The organism is Halodesulfurarchaeum sp. (assembly GCF_036626455.1).
In the GTDB taxonomy this organism is placed as follows: Archaea; Halobacteriota; Halobacteria; order Halobacteriales; family Halobacteriaceae; genus Halodesulfurarchaeum.
In genome coordinates this window covers 1-17,979 of record NZ_JAZKRK010000002.1, presented here as the reverse complement: position 1 = coordinate 17,979, position 17,979 = coordinate 1, and the positions used below count along the sequence as shown (strand labels likewise).

Sequence of the window (17,979 nt, the reverse complement as noted above, 5' to 3'; positions counted from 1 at the left end):
CGCGGACCAGGCTTTACTATGACTCAGGACGAACTCATTTGGCGAATCGCAGGTGGTTCCGGTGACGGGATCGACACGACGAGCCAGAACTTCACCAAGGCGTTGATGCGATACGGGTTACACGTCTATACACATCGACATTACCCGTCACGGATCCGCGGCGGTCACACCTATGTTGAGGTACGCGCCAGCGAAGCACCGGTCACCTCCAGGGGAGACGGATTCAACTTCCTCCTCGCGTTGGGTGACAGCTTTGCTCGCAACCCGTCGGAGGGTGCGGTCTACGGGGATGAGGAGAAAAAACCGCTCTTCGAGAACCTCGACGAACTCAACGAGGGTGGGGTCATCGTCTACGATACAGGCGTTCTCGACCCGGACGAAACTCGGGATTTGGACGAGCGAGCCGAGGAAAACGACTGGCACGTCTACCCGGTTGACCTCCAATCGATAGCTCGGGACCACGGTCGGGATGTCATGCGGAACACGGCGGGGGTTGGTGTCACGGCCGCACTCCTCGATATGCCACTCGACCCGATCCAAGAGCTCATGAGCGAGGCGATGGGTGGGGACATTCTCGAGAAAAATCTCGATGTGCTTTCAGACGCCCACGAGTACACGAACGCAGAATTCGACGGGGCCCACGACCTTCGTGTTCCTGACCACGACCACGGTGAAGAGCAGGTCCTGCTCTCGGGAAGCCATGGCATCTCCTATGGGGCAATCGACGAGGGATGTCGGTTCGTCTCGGGGTACCCAATGACGCCGTGGACGGACGTGTTTACGATTATGTCCCGCGAACTTGAGAACATAGGCGGCGTTGCGGAGCAGGTCGAGGACGAGATCGCTGCCTCGATGATGGCTATTGGGGCCAGTCACGCCGGCGCGAAGGCGCTGTCGGGCTCCTCGGGAGGCGGATTCTCGCTGATGTCCGAATCGATCGGTCTCGCGGAGATGACCGAAACACCGCTGGTCCTCGTCGAGGCCCAGCGTGCCGGACCGTCGACGGGGATGCCGACGAAGACTGAACAGGCCGACCTCGAATTCGTCTTGTCGACGAGCCAGGGCGACTCTTCCCGGGTCGTGTTTGCGCCGGGGAATGTCAAGGAGACTTACGAACAGACTCGCCTGGCATTCGAATTGGCCTACGAGTACCAGCTCCCGGCGATCGTCCTCTACGACGATCAACTAACTGGCGAGTTCCGCAACATTCCACGGAGCTTCTTCGATCGTGAGCCGAATCCGGACCTGGGCTCGGTTGCCACGGAAGGGGAACTGGAAGACCTGCCCCACGACGTGGGCGGGCGCTACGAACGGTTCCGAACGGATTCGGATGACGCGGTCAATCCCCGCTCGCTCCCGGGTCAACGAGGCGGACGCTTCCTTGCGACTGGGAACGAACACTGGCCGGACGGACAGATCGCCGAAGACACCCAGAACCGGATCAAGCAGATGAACCGGCGGGTGAGCAAGATCAACGTCGTCAAAGACGACTTGGCCGAGCGGGAGTCCACGGATACGGTTATTGGCGACGAAGACGCCGATCTCGCACTCCTTACCTGGGGGTCCCAGAAGGGAGTCGTCGAGGAGAGTGTTCGCCGACTGACGGAGCAGGGCGTTTCGATCAAATCCCTTTCGGTAAGCCAGATGGCACCCCTTCGAACCGACGAGATCGCGTCGTTCCTCGAAGGTGTTTCGAACGCGCTGGTGGTCGAGATGAACGCAACGAGCCAGTTCAAAAACGTCTTGATGCGAGAGTTTGGAGAATACGGGGCCCTCCTCGAAAGCTTACTGAAGTACAATGGCAACCCGTTCGAACCGGCAGAAATCATCGAAGCCGTCGAAATCGTGCAAAACGGCGAGGATCGGGACACCTTGTCTGAAACGACTCTTCGTCCCCAAGTAGGTGATCGAGCATGACTGAATTCAACGCCATCGGCTCCGGTGCGGACCTGAGTGATGAGGACTACACCCCCGAAACCGAACCGCAACCGACCTGGTGTCCGGGCTGTGGTGACTTTTCGGTCCTTCGAGCGCTCAAAGGCGCGATGGGCGATCTCGGACGGGATCCCGAGGAGATACTCGTCGTCACGGGGATCGGCTGTTCGGGGAAACTCAACAGCTACTTCGACAGTTACGGGTTCCACGCGATTCATGGCCGGACCCTCCCGTTGGGCCGGGCCGCGAAGATGGTCAATCAGGACCTCGAAGTTGTGGCTGCGGGCGGAGACGGTGACGGTTACGGCATCGGTGGGAACCACTTCACACACACCGCTCGCGAGAACCACGATATGACCTATATCGTGTTCAACAACGAGGTCTTCGGGCTAACCAAAGGGCAGTCCTCACCGACGAGCCCCAAAGGTCACACCTCGAAGACCCAACTCAAAGGCGTCGCGAAAGACCCCGTCCGACCGCTCTCGCTTGCGCTATCGGCAGGTGCCTCGTACATCGCCAGGACGGCTGCAACGAATCCGACACAGGCCCAAGAAATCCTGGTCGAAGCCATCGAACACGATGGCTTTGCCCACGTCGATTTCCTCACGCAGTGCCCGACCTGGAACAAGGACGGCGGCGAATACGTCCCATACATCGACGTGCAGGAGTCAGATGACTACGACTTTGACGTTACTGACCGGCGTGAAGCGGCTGATATGATGCACGAGACCGAACAGGCCCTCTACGACGGAAAAGTCCTCACCGGCCGGTACTACGTCGAAGAAGACCGTCGGACGTACCAGGAGGAAAAACAGATGCGCGGGGAAATGCCCGAAGAGCCGGTGGTCGGGAATTACTTCGACGACGAGTACGAGTGGGAGCGCTCCTACGAACGGCTGGACCGCCACCGGTAAGCAACTCGTTTTCAACACCCGAGAACTGTTTTTAGTTTCGGAAGATATTTTTCCCATCGTCCCAAATGTATCTTCGTGAACGAGGAGTCGACTGCTGACCGCATCCTCGAGGTGCTGGAATCAGATGCCCAGGCGTCCTATGGCGAGATAGCCGAGCAAGTTGGGGTATCAAAGCCGACTGTTCGGAAGTACGTCTCTCAATTGGAGGAGCAGGGCGTCATTGTTGGATACTCGGCCGAGGTTGATCCGAAGAAACTCTCCTCGACGTCGATAGCATTCGTCGGCTTCGACGTCAAAAGCGAGCGATACGTCGATGCGATCCAGGAGCTCAAAGCCCTCGAATCGCTTCGGACCCTCTATTCATCGAGTGGCGATCATATGTTGATGGCTGAAATGCGGGCCGAAGATGGCGATACCCTCGCGAGAATAATCCAGGACGAGGTCATGACGATCGAGGGAATTGAAGAGGCCCATCCGACGTTCCTGCAGGAGCGACTGAAGTAAGGTTAGTGCTGTAGGTAGGCGTCCAATCGAGCGATTGCTTCTTGGATCTGTTCCGTACTGGTTGCAAATGAGGCCCGAAGCGTGTGCTCCGATTGGGTTCCGAAATCTGGGCCCGGTGTGAGCGCCACTCCGGCCTCTTCCAGGAGTCGATCGGCGACCGTAAAGGAATCGCCAGGGAGGGAACTCACGTCAAGAAGGAGATAGTACGCACCCGCTGGCGTATACCCCATCTCGAGTCCCAGATCTTCGACGGCGTCGAGCAGCAAGTCTCGTCGCCTGCGGTAGGTCCTTCGGATGTCATCCAGGTTGTCACCATCCCGAATCGCAGCTTCGGCTGCGTCTTGCACGTGGTTAGGGGCACAAATCAGGAAGTTCTGGACTAGGCGGTTCATCGCAGCGGTTTCCTCCGGTGGCGTGATGATCCATCCGAGGCGCCAACCGGTCATTCCGTAGCGCTTGGAAACGCCATCGAGGACAAAGGCTTCGTCCGTGTATTCAAGGACGGAATGGGCATCAGCGTCGAAATCAAGCCCGTGGTAGATCTCGTCTGAAATCAAGTGAGTGTCAGTTTGCGATGCGAGGTCGACGAGCCCTTCGATTGCAGTGGCGTCCATCACCGCGCCGGTCGGATTGGCCGGGGAGTTGATGAGCAAGCCCTGAGTGTCGGACCCCATTTTCGCTTCGAACTCTTGGAGTTGGGGTTGGAACCCGTTGTCAGGAGAAAGTGGGACTGTCAGGGTGTGACCCTCGGCTTGTCGCACGAAATTCGGATACGGCGCGTAGTACGGGTCGGTCAGGACGACCTCGCCGCCCGGGTCGACGACGTCGAGCATCACCATCAATAGCGCCGGTGAAGATCCCGGCGTGACGAGAATGCGGTCGAGAGGGACGTCCACTCCGTATTTCCGATCGTAGTACTCACTGATCGCCCGCCTGAGGCTTTCCTTTCCGCGGGCGTGGGTGTAATTTACGTTGCCGGCTGACAGCGAGTCGATCGCGGCTTCGGTTGCGACTGCCGGGGGTTCGAAATCGGGCTCGCCGACCTCCAGGTGGACGATGTCGTCGAGTTTCCCGGCTTTTTCGAGGACGTCCATCGCCGCAAAAGGCGTCGTCTCCATCGCTCGATTCGAGGGCATGCCCGTTCGGAAGACCGGGGCCCATATATGTCCGCTGTCATCCCGCCGGGAACCGACCGCGCCTCCAGGCCGATGTTACAGTGACAGTCCCGGATGCCAGTGATCGACCCCAGCTGCTGCTTTGCGTTGATCCATCTCCGCGAGCAGGTGCACGGCGAGCGTAGCCGTTTCAGCGGCTCGCGCGTCGCCTGTCGATTGAAACTCCCCGGTTTCGCGGTTGGCGTAGACTGAACAGATCGCTCCCGCTCGCAGGTCGTAAATCGAGCCCAGGGTGAGAATTGCGCTCGCTTCCATTTCGATGTTCTTCACGTTCGCTGCCTGGAGCTCCTCGACGAGCGAGTCGCTTCCGGCCGCTTCGAAGCCTTCGAACCCGGTTCGTCCCTGTCCGGCGTAGAAGCTATCGGCGCTCATGGTGAGTCCGACGTGATAGTCGTATCCCAACCGTTCGGCGGCCGCAATGAGGGCACTCGTGACCTCTCGGTCGGCGACGGCCGGGTACTCCTCGCGGACGTATTCGTCACTTGTTCCCTCTTGCCGGACTGCTCCACTGGTGATGACCAGATCGCCGATTTCCATATCGGGCTGAATTGCCCCGGTCGAGCCCACACGAATGAGCGTCTCAGCTCCTGCTCGGGCCAGTTCCTCGACGGCGATCGCGGCCGCCGGGCTTCCGATGCCGGTCGAGGTGACAGAAATCGGTGTCTCTTCAACGCTGCCGGTTACCGTGTGGTACTCTCGATGAAAGGCTTGCTCTTCAGCCTCGTCCCAAAAATCGGTGATCGTATCGACGCGATCTGGATTGCCGGGGAGGAGGACGGCCGGGGCCAGATCCGCTGGCCCGACCCCAATGTGATATTGGACCTCGTCGCTGGGATCCTCGCTGTCGTCTGCCATACTCAACCCATGGCGGAGGGATGTCAAAACACTTGGCCTGAATCCGGACCACCTCGGCGACACTGTCCAGACTTACTCGGTATGTTCGTGGATTTTGTCCCCGGTGAACGCGTGGGGCAGCAACTCATCGAGCAGATGGGACTCCGGTCCTCCAGGGTCATCCACCAGGACTCTGAACTTCTCATCGGCGAACTCAGCAAGGGTTTGCCGGCACATGCCACATGGCGTTACCCCATCGCTGGCATCAGAGGCAACGGCGATCCGCTTGAAGTTGGTGTGGCCAGCCATGATCGCCCGTGCGAGCGCAACTTCTTCGGCGTGGAGGCTATTCGAGAAGTTCGCGATCTCGATGTTCGCGCCGGTGAATGTGGTCCCGTCGCTGGTTTCGAGGGCTGCACCGACCGCGTACTCGGAGTAGGGAACGATCGCTTGGGAAACTGCCTTCCGGGCTTCGTCGAGAAGTTCGTCCATAGGCGGGCAACGACCCCTGGGGTGAAAAATTACTCCTCGCCGGATTCGTAATATTCGCCGGCAGCTTTCGGAAGCCGCGTGTGGCCGACCAGCGCCAACACGATGACGACTGAGATGTACGGGATCGTCCGCACGAGCGACTGGGGAATCGCAAAGACGTCACCCACCTGGAGCGCGATCTGCACGGCTTCCAGGCCGGCGAACAAGAGGGTCGAGAGCATTGCTCCAATCGGGTTGTAATTCCCGAACAGGTAGGCGACGATCGCGATGAATCCTTTCCCGTTCACCATGGTCGCCCCGTTTCCGATGAACTGCCCCAGCGAGAGTGACAGGGCTGCGCCACCGATTCCGGAAAGCACACCGGAGAGTAACACGGCGGCATACCGGACCCGGCTGACGTTCACCCCTGCCGTATCCAGTGCCTTTGGATTCTCGCCACTCGCGATCACCCAGCGACCGAACGACGTGCGGTTGAGGGTGTACCACGAGGCTGCAACGGCGACGAACATGAGATAGACGATCGGGGAGGCATCGAAGAGGGCCCCGAAGAAGGGGATTTCCGAGAGGTATGGGATCGTGAGGGTCCCCAGTGATTCGACACTGGACGTGTTCGGTCCGTCGTAAATGACCTGTGAGAGGAACGGCGCCAATCCCAGCGCGATGAGCCATACGGCCAACCCCGCGATGATCTGATCGGCTTTGTACTTGATACAGACGATGCCGAACAGTCCCGAGAGCAGTGTCGAGGCGAGCACACCGGCTCCCATTCCCAACCAGACGCTTCCGGTGACATCTGTGGCGTACACTCCGAAGAACGCGGCGATGATCAACAGGCCTTCGAGACCGATGTTGATAACACCGCTTTTCTCCGCGAAAATCCCACCCAGGGCCGCAAAAGCGATCGGAACCGAGAGCCGCAACGCGGAGGACAACGTGCTTTCATCGGTCAGGATGTCGAACAATGCGCCGAGGTTCGACTCGGGATTGAAGACCCCGACCAGTCCGATAAACACCAGGAACAGGATCGTGGCGAGGGCCAAATAGCCCCGAATCCCGAATGACCGGACCCGGGCGATCACATCGTTCAGGGTCAGTGAGTCAGTCACCATCACTCACCTCACTGGTCTTGCGTTCGGTCGGTGGCTCCAATCGTCCCTCCGGGATGACTCGGTTCCCCATCATCCGGAAGAATTCCGGCATCGCGACGAAGAGGATGATCAACCCTCGGAGGACACCGACGAGCTGGGGTGGAACGTCGGTACCGACATCGACTACCACGGAACCGCTTTTGAGCACTCCGAATAGAAGCCCAGCGAACCCGACCCCAACGGGATTGTTGCCCGCGAGGATCGAGACTGTAATTCCGTCGAATCCGTAACTAGGGACCCCAACCTGGAAGTTCCCGAGCATCATGAGGACGTAGACTGCGCCACCGATCCCGGAAAGCGCACCGGAAAGGACCATCCCTGTGAGGATCGTCCGTTCGGCGTTTACCCCACCGTATTCCGCAGCGTCCGGTTGGATACCACTGGTTCGGATGTCGTACCCGAGAGCGGTGTGATTCAGGAGATACCAAATGGCGATTAGTGACAGAATCCCGAACAGCAATGCGAGGATAGAGAAGTCATCTCGGGCTTCGAAGATCACGTTTGGAAACATGGCGTGGTCCGGCAACGAAACCGTCTGGTTGGCGAAACTCTCGGGGTCTTTGAAGTGGTTCGCGACGAGATACAGCGCGGTCGAGGTGGCGACGAAGTTCAGCATGATCGTCGTGATCACCTCGTTTGCCTCCAGATATGCCAACAGCGCCCCTGGAATGGCCGCAAACGCGCCCCCGGCTAATGCCCCGACAAAGAGTCCAACCGTCAACAGCACGACAGTCCCGACCGCGCCCGTGATGTGGGGCGCAATCGGGAGCAGCACGATAGCGGTCGCCAGTGCACCAACGACCAACTGGCCCTGTGCCCCGATATTGAAGATCCCGGCACGGAAGGCGATGGCCACAGATACACCCGCGAATATCAGGACCGTCGTCTCGGCGAACGTCGTCGCTAACTGTCTGTTGAGCGGATCGAATCCTGGGCGGATGATCCAGGCAAAGTCACCCTGAAGTGGCCTGAAAGCCGGGTTGATCGGGTCACCGAATGCCCCCAAAAACAGTTTGTCGAAAACGGTCAGCGGATTGTAGGCGAAGTTGTAGCCAAACAATCTCCATGCGGGTCGGGCGGTGTCCGCGAGTAATCCTGCAAACAGGATGAGCACTGTGCCGACAAGGATTGAAAGCAAGAGTGCGGCCAGACTGATCCAAATCCGTTCCCACCCCGAGGATCGTTGGAGCCGGACAAGTATATCGATGACCGGATCGGGAATTTTCATGGCCGAACCTCTACATTTGTGAGCGATTGATCCGTCGCCTCGAAACCACTCGGCCGTTCCCCGGCCATCAGCAGTCCGAGTTCCTCTTCCGTGACTTCGTCCGGATCGACCACGGCCAAAAGTTCTCCTTCGTACATTACCGCGAGTCGGTCGGACAGGGCTTGCACTTCGTCGAGTTTCGAGGACACGAGCAGGACACCCGTCCCCTCGTCGCGGAGTTCGATAAGCCGATCATGGATGTATTCGGTCGACCCGACGTCCACGCCTCGAGTCGGATGTGTTGCAAGCATAAGCCGGGGATCGCGTTGGAACTCCCGGCCGACGATGAACTTCTGCTGGTTGCCACCAGAGAGTGAGACGGCGGTGACATTCGTTTCGCCGGGCCGAACGTCGAATTCCTCGACGATCTTGTCCGCATGATCGCGGGCATCACTCCAATCGAGGCGCCCCCGTTTCTCGAATGGCGGGGAATGGTGGCTTCCGAGGACTCCGTTTTCGATGAGATCAAATTCCATGACCAGCCCGCGTTCCTGCCGATCTTCGGGAATGTACGCCATCCCCTTTTGAATCCTGTCGAGACGGCTCCAATCCGTGACTGATTCCTCGCCGAGCCGAATCGATCCGTTCTCGGCAGTCCGAAGCCCGCTGATCGCCTCGACGAGTTCGGATTGACCGTTACCGTCGACGCCTGCGATACCGAATATCTCGCCTTCACGCACTGTGAGGGATAGATCCGTGATCGCTGAAACACCCCTGTCGTTTTCCACTTCGAGATTCGAGACGTCCAGTATCGGGTCCCCGGGTGAGACGGGTGGCTTCTCGACTTCCATGAGTACTTCCCGCCCGACCATCATTTTCGCGAGGGACTCTTGATCAGCCTCTGCAGCGGGAACGGTCCCCACATTCTGGCCGTCTCGGAGTACTGTAATCTGGTCGGCGGCATCCATGGCCTCCCCGAGTTTGTGGGTGATGAAGATGATCGTCTTCCCTTGGTCTGTCAACTCTTCAAACACTGCAAACAGATCCTCGACCTCTTGGGGAGTCAATACCGCAGTCGGCTCGTCCATGATGAGGATTTCTGCGCCCCGGTAGAGGGCTTTGAGGATCTCGACACGTTGTCTCACACCGACGCTGATCTCCTCGACTATGGCATCCGGTTCCACGTCGAATCCGTACTGTTCGCGTAGGTCCACTACCGCCTCACGAGCTGCTGGTTCGTCGACCACCAGCCCACCCCATTTTCTGGGTTCGTTTCCCAGAACGATGTTTTCGGTTATCGACATCGGGCCGACGAGCATGAAGTGCTGGTGGATCATCCCGATACCCGCGTCGATGGCTTCCCGGGGCGAGTCAAAGTCCCTGGCCTCCTCGTCGACGAAGACGGTCCCACCAGTGGGTTCGTACAGGCCATACAGCACGTTCATCAACGTGGTTTTCCCAGCTCCGTTTTCACCGAGGAGGGCGTGGACCGATCCGCGCTCGACTGAGAGGTCGATATCGTCGTTGGCGAGGACGCCGGGAAACCGCTTCGTGATCCCTGACAGCCGGACGGCTGGCTCCATTATGTGCCGTGATTAGGCGTTTTCGGGGTCGGTTGGGACGGAGATATCGCCAGCAATGATCGATTCCCTGGTGGCGGCGATCTCGTCTTTGACATCCTGTGGGACTTCGGACCCGAGTTCGGAGCCATAGACCGCTGCAATACCGCCCTCGTCAAGTCCCAGAGTCGTGATCCCGCTCTCGAAAGTACCTTCGACGACGGATTCCACGGCGGTGTAGACTGCCGTGTCGACCCGCTTGACCATACTTGCCAGAATCACGTCAGCGTAGCTCTCCTTGGTAATCGACTGATCCCGATCGACACCGATCGCGAACCGACCCTTGCTCTGTGCCGCTTCAAAGACCCCTGTGCCGGTATTCCCGGAGGCGTGGTAGACAACGTCACTTCCGCTTTCGTACATCGCGATCGCAGTTTCCTCGCCGCTCGAAGGTTCATTGAACGAGCCCACATAGGAGGACTGAACCTCGATTTCCGAATCGACAGATTTCACGCCCGCGATGAAGCCAGCCTCGAACTTTTTGATGAGAGTACCCTCGACCCCGCCGACGAATCCAACGCTCTTTGTGTCGGGCTTTGTGCTGCCGGCACCAGCACTGAAGTCACTCGTCGTCAAGAGTCCTGCCAGTTGGCCGACCAGATAGGAGCCTTCGTGTTCCCGGAATATGTACGAAGCGACGTTGTCTTCCTCGACTACACTGTCGACGATCATGAAGTTCTGATCGGGATAATCAGGTGCCGTCCCCGACAGGGCATCAGTCTGGAGGAACCCGATCGTCGAAATCAGATCGTAATTGGGATCGGTAGACCCTGCGAACTGCGTTTGATAATTACCGAACTGTGAGACCTCCTCTGGCTGCGCTTCGTCGTATTCGACCGCGAAATCCTCCGATGCCTGAATGATACCTTGCTGTGCCTGGTCGTTAAAGGACCCGTCTCCAAGGCCACCTGTAGCGTAGACCATTCCGACGTTCGTCGTGTCGGAACCGCTTTCCTCAGTCGTCGTTTCGGCGTCCGTATTTTCCCCACCCGAACAGCCAGCCATCGCGGTCACGGATGTTGCTCCGATGCCACCAGCTACCTTGAGAAACGTTCGCCGATTGTAAGAACCCATATATACACAGGGTACAGGGCTCCGAAATAAATCCGTCGAATAGTCCTCCGAGTCTCGTTTTCCCCCTCGAACGGCCTAAGATTCAGCCGATTCGATCGTTTCCTCGATAATCGTTCGGACCGACGTCACCAGGTCTTCGACGGAATCGCTCTCGGCGTACAATCGGACATACGGTTCTGTCCCACTTGGTCGCACGAGAACCCAGGACCCATCATCGAAGGCCAGCCTGACCCCGTATTCAGTTGAGACACTCGCCTCAGGAAACCCATCAGGAAGTGCAGTTGTCAGCTGATCCATCACCGGCCGTTTGGCGTCTTCCGCACACGAAACACTGATTTTCCGGTAGGGCCGCTCAGTGACAGGGTCGCGAAGCGCGTCGAGTCCACCTGCGGCGGCACCCAACACCGAGAGCAATCCTGCACTCGCGATGCCATCGATCCACAGCCCTAACTCGGGATGGATGTGTTTCCACGGTTCGGCCGCGAAGACAACGGTGCCTGCCTCGGACTGGACTGCAGCGATCCCCTCGTGGAGCGCGCCCAATCGAACGCGTTCGACATCCCCGCCAGCGGCTTCGACCCGCTGGTCGATCCGTCCGGACGCGTTCGGTGTCGTCACCACGATCGGATCGGTCACCGTGGCGGTGCGGACGTAGTATTCCGCGAGGATGGCCACGACCGTATCTTCGTGGACGATCGACCCATCTTCGTCCAGGAGCACGACACGGTCTGCATCCCCGTCTTGGGCGATCCCGAACACCGCCCGATGATCCGCCACGAAGGCCCGAAATTCGCTGAGTGTTTCTGGCGTGGGTTTGCTCGGCCGACCCGGGAAAAACCCGTCAACAGTTCCGTTGACGGACACCACGTCGGCGCCCAGCGATTCGAGAACCTGGGGCGTGCCGAGACTCCCCATTCCATTCCCACAATCGACGGCGATCGGAATTTCCGCTAGTGGATGATCCCCGTCGAGGGTTTGGCCCGAACCAGCTGGATGGGATTCTGGCACTGTTCGTCCAGCAAGGAAATCGACAATTTCGTCCCGGTAGGACTGGAGTATCGGTTCTGATTCGGTTTTCCCCCAGGTATCCCACGCGGCTGGTTCGGGACCACCGGCGATTCGGTCGGAGACTTCCAACTCGGCGGTTCGATCGAATTCCGAACCGTTTTCAAAGAGCTTGATCCCGTTGTCAGCGGGTGGGTTGTGAGAGGCTGTTACCTGTACCCCATAACGGCCTTGAGAGGCGTACGCAACAGTCTGTGTAGGGACCATTCCGATGTCTCGGACGTTCGACCCAGCACTTTGCAGGCCCGCCCGGAGTGCGCCAAGGAGCGTCTCGCCAGTTACGCGACCGTCACGTCCAACGGCGAACTCCCGACCGGGTTCACCAACGGCTTGGCCCACACGCAATGCGAGTTCAGGGGTCACCTCGTCTTCAGCTCGACCCCGAATTCCCGCCGTTCCAAAGAGGTCCATACAAGCCCGTACCTGGCGAGGGTAGTATATAGTGTCGATAGCGGTGTTCGGGTGTCACCTCCTCATAACTGGACGCCATTCGGAAGCAGGCTTTCCGCCTCGCGCAGGACCCCAGACTTCGTGTAAACCAGAAACGTATCCATCTCTTCGGTGCGGATTGGCCTGTCATCAGCGTACAGTTGGAAGCGGTACTTCGGCCGACGGTCCACTGCGGCGGCCCGGCGCTTCGTTGCCGAGAGGAACTCGAAAATCTGCTTTGCTGGGACGTTGCACTCACAGATGAAATCGCCCGTGAGACGGCCGGTGACAGCAAGGACGCCATCCGGATCGGGTTCCTCGAAATTCCCTTTCAGCCGGAGTGACACGTCCAGATCGGCCTTTCCTTGAGTCGACACGTCCGTTTGGGCCAAAGCCGCCCGGAGTTCGCCCTCTGGTCCAGCGTATTGCAATTTGAGTGTGGGGAGGGGCGCAGTCGTCTCTCCAGTCTCTGGCCTGACGTGGCGGGTCTCGAAGCTGAACTCCTCCCGACGCATCCCGTGAGCATTCGGGTTCATGGGAAATGAACGTGACGGCGAGACGAACTCGTGTGGGGGGATTTAAGCAGGCCGACGCCATCTGTTGGGGTAGAGATCGATGTCTGATCACTCAGGTGGGGACGAGTCTGTTCCGCCGGGGTTCGAGTCCCCGCTCGAGTCGATCCGTTGGCGACTTTCGCGGATCGCTGACGTGATCACCGGCTCCACGATCGATATGGAGCCCTACGATGCACGCCGTCACGGCACCCTTACCTCGTTTTCGGGGAAAGAGGGATACGACGAGGTCGAGCGATACTGGGTGAACACTCCCTTCGCATTCGTCACGATCGTCCACAATCCGGACACGAACGATTATCGCTATCTTGTTGTCGAGCCTGAACTGACGGACTTTGAGGAGGAACTCCTCGAACAGGTATTCACCGATAGCCGGGAGTCTCTTATTTTCCGGGCTGAATACGATCCCGAGGATGCGGAGGCGGTCATCACCGAACATTTGCTTGAGCTGCTCAACCAGTACGGAGTCGATGTGGAGGTCAACACTGTTTACCGGCTGTTTTACTACCTTTATCGGACCTTCGAAGGGTACGACAAGCTCGACCCCCTGATGCGGGACCCCCACATCGAGGATATTTCGTGTGACGGGTATGATCTCCCGCTGTACGTCTATCACGACGCGTACACTGACATCCAAACGAACCGTTCGTTCGGTGAGGGGGAACTGGATGACTTCGTGATCAAACTGGCCCAGGGATCGGGCCAGCACATTTCGATCGGAGACCCTGTGACAGATGCAACGCTGCCCGATGGCAGCCGTGGCGAACTGGCACTTGGTCGGGAAGTCACGCCTCGAGGGTCAGCGTTTACGATCCGGAAATATGCGGAGGAACCGTTCACGCCAGCAGCGCTGGTTGATTTTGAGACCTTTAGCCTCGACCAGATGGCGTATCTTTGGCTGGCTATCGAGAGCAACAAATCACTCATCTTCGCTGGTGGAACTGCCTCCGGGAAAACAACCTCAATGAACGCGGTCTCGATGTTCGTTCCCCCAAACGCGAAAGTCGTGACCATCGAGGACACCCGCGAACTGACTCTGTATCACGACAACTGGCTCTCTTCTGTAACCAGAGAGAGTCTCGGGGAGGGCGAAGATATTTCGATGTACGATCTGCTGCGCTCCTCGCTCCGCCATCGGCCCGAATTCATCATCGTCGGTGAGGTTCGGGGCGAGGAAGCGATGACCCTGTTCCAGGCGATGAATACCGGGCACACCACCTTCTCGACGATGCACGCGGACAGTGTGCAGACGGTCATCAACCGCCTCGAAAACGAGCCGATCAACGTTCCCCGGGCGATGATACAGTCACTTGACGTCCTGTCCGTTCAAACCCTGACCTATGTCGGGGATGAGCGGGTTCGACGCACACGGACAATCGCGGAAATCGAGGGGATCGATCAGCGGACCGGCGACCTCGATTACTCGATGGCCTTCGAATATGATCCCGAGACTGATTCGTTCGATCAGTTCGACAGTATCGTCCTGGAGGAGATCCGTGAGGACCGCGGGTGGACACGGTCAGAACTCCTGAGGGAGTTCCGGAACCGAAAGCATGTTCTCCAGTATCTCCTCGAACACGACGTTCGGGACTACCGGCGCTTTACCGCGTTGGTCAACGATTATTACGCGGATAAGGAGGCGGTCATCGACCGAATCACGGATCAAATGGAGAGTTCTGTGGCCGAACCAAAGGAGGCGGGACAACCACAGGACAGCGAACCGATCGGGTGATTCCGGTGCTCGAATTTCTGCCACTCGGACTCGTCGTGCTCATTCTGGTGGTAATTAGTTTGAATATCGTGTCCCACCGGGTCAACCAACTTGTAAGCCGGATCGCACTGTCCCTGTTTGGCACTTTTGTTTCCGAACGGCGGTCGATCAACGTTCGGCAGGTTGCGAGTCTCGCAGGCGCCCACGATCCCGACACCTACCGGGTCTATGCCGCCAAAACCTTTCTCTACGCGACTCTGGCGGCCCTCGCAGGGAGCGTGTTCGGTGTCTACATCTTTATCGCCGTCCGGCAAGCGATGGTCGCGGCCGGAATACCGGACTTGATGCCCTGGCTCTTGGGAGTCCTCAGAAACGAGCCATCGGAGATGGGTATTCTGGGCCTGTTCGTTCTCTTGCTTTTGAGCAGTGCAACGATCGGAGCCATCGGGGCCTACGGTGCCTACCAGATCCGCTGGTACCTGCCCCGATACGCTGCAGGGGAGCGATCCCGACGCGTCGATTCGACTCTCAAACGGAACATCGCTTTTCTCTTTGCCCTCTCGCGGAGTGGCATGCCGTTCTCTCAGGTCCTCAGGACGCTTGGCAAACACACGGCCGTTTACGGAGAGACGGCACGAGAATTTTCGGTCACGATGAAGGACATCGACCTTTTGGGTGCGGACCTGGTTTCAAGCATCGAGCGGACCAGCCAGCGAACGCCAAGTGACCAACTCGAGGAGTTTACCAAGAACCTGGCTAGTGTCCTCCGCAGTGGTGGGTCGCTGACGGATTTCCTCCAGGAGCAGTACGCGTACTTCCTCGACGAGGAAAGCGCCCAACAGCAGCGGTTCATCGAACTGCTCGGGGCGCTTGCGGAAGCATATGTGACCGTGTTCGTGGCAGGGATGCTTTTTCTCATCACCATATTGGTCGTTGTTGGCCTGCTTCTCGGGGGCACGTTGACCTTCCTGCACATCCTCGTCTACCTCATCTTAGGCCTTGCCAACGTTGGGTTTATCATCTATCTCGACACGGTCACCGAGGACCGGGCTGATCCGGAACAGGAGGTCTCATACGAGGCTGAATCAGCACTCGTTCCAGAACTATCGGTGAGCGAGAACCCAACTGATCGTCAAACGTCTGGAACCGAAGCGAAAAACCGCTACCGACTTGCGATCGCCAGACGGCTTGGGCCGATTCGACGCGCGCTTCGGGATCCAGCCAGACTGTTGACGGACCGTCCGAGCACCATTCTTGCTGTGACGGTTCCGTTTGGACTGCTCTGGCTCGTTGCAGCGTGGTGGCCAACGCTTGTCACCGGTGTCGTGGACCCGGCGGCGCTCGACGACGCGCTCATTCAGGTTACCCTCTTCGTGACTGGGACGTATGCGGTAACATACGAAATTGGACATCGACGCGTCAAACAGATCGAGGCGGCGATCCCGGATTTCCTCGAACGCCTCGCTGCCACGAACGAGGCGGGCATGTCGATGGTCGAGAGTTTCGGTCGGGTCGCTCGCTCGGATCTCGGGGCACTGTCAACAGAGATGCGTCGCACGTGGGCGGATATGCAATGGGGGGCGCATATGGAGACGGCACTTCGCCGGTTCGAACACCGGATTCGGACGCCTGCGATCACACGCGTGACGACGTTAACGACGAATGCGATGGGGGCGACAAACGATATCGGTCCGGTGTTGCGGATCGCTGCGGACGAGGCCAAATCGGCCCGCCGGCTGGAACGGGACCGCCGCAACGAGTTACTCACGTACGTGGTCGTCGTCTACGTCGCGTTCTTCGTGTTCCTCGGAATCGTCCTGGCCCTCGATCAGGTTTTCATCCCGAGCATCCCCACCGGCGTCGATGTCGGGGGTGGAGCCGCGCCTGGAACGGGGCTCGGAATTGGCGGGAGTCTCGGCGAGTTGACCGATGCCAAGAAGGACGCGTACGGTCTGGTCTTTTTCCACGCCGGAATCATTCAGGGCTACGTGTCTGGATTCGTGGCCGGGATGATGAGTGATGGACGCCTCTCCAGCGGGGCGAAACACGCCACAGCGATGTTGGCCATCGCCTACGTCTTCTTCCTCATCTTCGGATGACTGAAAACGGCCCAGAGGCCCCACCGATCCAGACGGTCTACGATCGCATCGGGAGCCACTTCTCGGAAACTCGACAGTATCCCTGGACGGACGTAACTGACTTCCTCGAATCTGTTGTGGGGACCATCGGGCTCGATATCGGGTGTGGCAATGGACGGCATACAGAAGAACTCGCCAGGGTGGTCGAAACCCCGATCGGAGTCGATCTCAGCCACACACTGCTCACGGAAGCCATCACGAGAGCCGCTGAGGCAGACTTCGGAGCCTCGTTCGTCCAGGGAACGGCGACGAAACTCCCCGTGGCTGATTCGACTGTCGACGTCGGCCTCTACATTGCTGCGATTCACCATCTCCGGAGCCGAACTGCTCGAATCAGGAGTCTTAACGAGTTGGCTCGGGTCCTCTCACCCGACGGTACCGCCCTCGTGAGTAGTTGGTGTACCACGCATGACCGGTTTGACCGAACGAACGGGTTCGATACGACGATCGACTGGACGCTGCCCGACGGGGAGAGTGTCCCCCGATTTTATCATATCTATGACCCAGAAGAGTTCGAGGCAGACGTCGTGGATAGCGAGATCGAGTGTCAAGAGGCCTGGGTATCTCGGGGCAATTGCTACGCTTGGGTCGGGACCGAGATGAAAACTTCTTATCCGGGGACCTCATAGCCCAGGTCGAGCGCCGGTGGTCTAGTGGTAGGACCTGAGCCTTCCAAGCTCATGGCCCGGGTTCGAATCCCGGCCGGCGCACTCCCACTTTTTCCTCCCTCGGGTTCGCTTCGCGAACCGCTCAGTCGCAAAAACGTGGGGAAAAAGCCGCAGCTCGACGCTCCCAACGGTCACGTCGAGTGAACCGCACTCGCTTCGCTCGTGCGGATGCCTTTAAGAGTAGAAGTATAGGCCACCGTTTGACCGATTCTTCCTCCGGTTCGATTCCCGGCCGGCGCACTTCCACTTTTTCCTCCCTCGGGTTCGCTTCGCGAACCACTCGGTCGCAAAAACGTGGGGAAAAAGCCGCAGCTCGACGCTCCCAACGGTCACGTCGAGTGAACCGCACTCGCTTCGCTCGTGCGGATGCCTTTAAGAGTAGAAGTATTGGCCACCGTTTGACCGATTCTTCCTCCGGTTCGATTCCCGGCCGGGGCCATTCTCACATCGTGAACTAACCGCGGCCGGCGACAGCCGTGTCGCAGTTGTAAACT

15 protein-coding genes and 1 tRNA gene are annotated in these 17,979 nt (G+C 58.7%); 7 read left to right on the top strand and 9 right to left on the bottom strand.

From position 1 onward, the window contains the following. Nucleotides 1-18 precede the first annotated feature (18 nt). The 3 genes from V5A26_RS00830 (at nucleotide 19) to lrpA1 (ending at nucleotide 3,353) form a co-directional block, all read left to right on the top strand. Nucleotides 19-1,917, top strand: coding sequence for a 2-oxoacid:acceptor oxidoreductase subunit alpha (locus V5A26_RS00830; RefSeq protein WP_332322164.1), 1,899 nt, complete (start codon nucleotides 19-21; stop codon nucleotides 1,915-1,917). Continuing rightward, complete coding sequence (locus V5A26_RS00825; protein ID WP_332320513.1) at nucleotides 1,914-2,849, top strand: thiamine pyrophosphate-dependent enzyme; 936 nt, start codon at nucleotides 1,914-1,916, stop codon at nucleotides 2,847-2,849. Before V5A26_RS00830 ends, V5A26_RS00825 begins: the two co-directional genes overlap by 4 nt. Before the next feature lie 75 nt (nucleotides 2,850-2,924). Then, nucleotides 2,925-3,353: an HTH-type transcriptional regulator LrpA1 gene (lrpA1, locus tag V5A26_RS00820; RefSeq protein ID WP_332320514.1), complete on the top strand. Its 429-nt coding sequence runs from the start codon at nucleotides 2,925-2,927 to the stop codon at nucleotides 3,351-3,353. A 2-nt stretch (nucleotides 3,354-3,355) separates the two neighbouring features. Here the strand turns inward: lrpA1 and V5A26_RS00815 are convergent, their stop codons facing one another. The 9 genes from V5A26_RS00815 to V5A26_RS00775 form a co-directional block, all read right to left on the bottom strand. After that, a complete protein-coding gene (locus V5A26_RS00815; protein WP_332320515.1) occupies nucleotides 3,356-4,489 on the bottom strand; it encodes a pyridoxal phosphate-dependent aminotransferase in 1,134 nt (377 codons plus the stop codon). A gap of 75 nt (nucleotides 4,490-4,564) precedes the next feature. After that, on the bottom strand, nucleotides 4,565-5,383 hold the full coding sequence (locus tag V5A26_RS00810) for a nucleoside phosphorylase (protein WP_332320516.1): 819 nt from the start codon (nucleotides 5,381-5,383) through the stop codon (nucleotides 4,565-4,567). A 72-nt stretch (nucleotides 5,384-5,455) separates the two neighbouring features. Beyond that, nucleotides 5,456-5,854 carry a cytidine deaminase gene (cdd, locus tag V5A26_RS00805; RefSeq protein ID WP_332320517.1) on the bottom strand — a complete coding sequence of 133 codons (399 nt, stop codon included), beginning with the start codon at nucleotides 5,852-5,854 and terminating at the stop codon, nucleotides 5,456-5,458. Between the two features lie 29 nt (nucleotides 5,855-5,883). After that, the gene (locus V5A26_RS00800) at nucleotides 5,884-6,963 is read right to left on the bottom strand and encodes an ABC transporter permease (RefSeq protein ID WP_332320518.1); all 1,080 of its coding nucleotides are present in this window, start codon (nucleotides 6,961-6,963) and stop codon (nucleotides 5,884-5,886) included. Next, a complete protein-coding gene (locus tag V5A26_RS00795; protein ID WP_332320519.1) occupies nucleotides 6,953-8,230 on the bottom strand; it encodes an ABC transporter permease in 1,278 nt (425 codons plus the stop codon). The genes V5A26_RS00800 and V5A26_RS00795 overlap by 11 nt, the downstream gene beginning before the upstream one ends. Next, the gene (locus V5A26_RS00790; RefSeq protein ID WP_332320520.1) at nucleotides 8,227-9,792 is read right to left on the bottom strand and encodes an ABC transporter ATP-binding protein; all 1,566 of its coding nucleotides are present in this window, start codon (nucleotides 9,790-9,792) and stop codon (nucleotides 8,227-8,229) included. Before V5A26_RS00790 ends, V5A26_RS00795 begins: the two co-directional genes overlap by 4 nt. 12 nt (nucleotides 9,793-9,804) lie before the next feature. Beyond that, nucleotides 9,805-10,902, bottom strand: a complete 1,098-nt coding sequence (locus V5A26_RS00785) for a BMP family lipoprotein (protein ID WP_332320521.1) — start codon at nucleotides 10,900-10,902, stop codon at nucleotides 9,805-9,807. Between the two features lie 75 nt (nucleotides 10,903-10,977). Next, nucleotides 10,978-12,378, bottom strand: coding sequence for a phosphomannomutase (locus V5A26_RS00780; RefSeq protein WP_332320522.1), 1,401 nt, complete (start codon nucleotides 12,376-12,378; stop codon nucleotides 10,978-10,980). A 62-nt stretch (nucleotides 12,379-12,440) separates the two neighbouring features. Beyond that, nucleotides 12,441-12,932 carry a DUF5793 family protein gene (locus V5A26_RS00775; protein WP_332320523.1) on the bottom strand — a complete coding sequence of 164 codons (492 nt, stop codon included), beginning with the start codon at nucleotides 12,930-12,932 and terminating at the stop codon, nucleotides 12,441-12,443. Between the two features lie 79 nt (nucleotides 12,933-13,011). On the opposite strand from V5A26_RS00775, the gene V5A26_RS00770 reads away from it, so the two are divergent. The 4 genes from V5A26_RS00770 (at nucleotide 13,012) to V5A26_RS00755 (ending at nucleotide 17,527) form a co-directional block, all read left to right on the top strand. Then, nucleotides 13,012-14,700, top strand: a complete 1,689-nt coding sequence (locus V5A26_RS00770; RefSeq protein WP_332320524.1) for a type II/IV secretion system ATPase subunit — start codon at nucleotides 13,012-13,014, stop codon at nucleotides 14,698-14,700. A gap of 68 nt (nucleotides 14,701-14,768) precedes the next feature. Continuing rightward, the gene (locus V5A26_RS00765; RefSeq protein WP_332322163.1) at nucleotides 14,769-16,778 is read left to right on the top strand and encodes a type II secretion system F family protein; all 2,010 of its coding nucleotides are present in this window, start codon (nucleotides 14,769-14,771) and stop codon (nucleotides 16,776-16,778) included. Next, complete coding sequence (locus tag V5A26_RS00760; RefSeq protein WP_332320526.1) at nucleotides 16,775-17,446, top strand: class I SAM-dependent methyltransferase; 672 nt, start codon at nucleotides 16,775-16,777, stop codon at nucleotides 17,444-17,446. The genes V5A26_RS00765 and V5A26_RS00760 overlap by 4 nt, the downstream gene beginning before the upstream one ends. A 10-nt stretch (nucleotides 17,447-17,456) precedes the next feature. Beyond that, nucleotides 17,457-17,527, top strand: a tRNA-Gly gene (locus tag V5A26_RS00755). The last annotated feature ends 452 nt before the right edge of the window (nucleotides 17,528-17,979 follow it).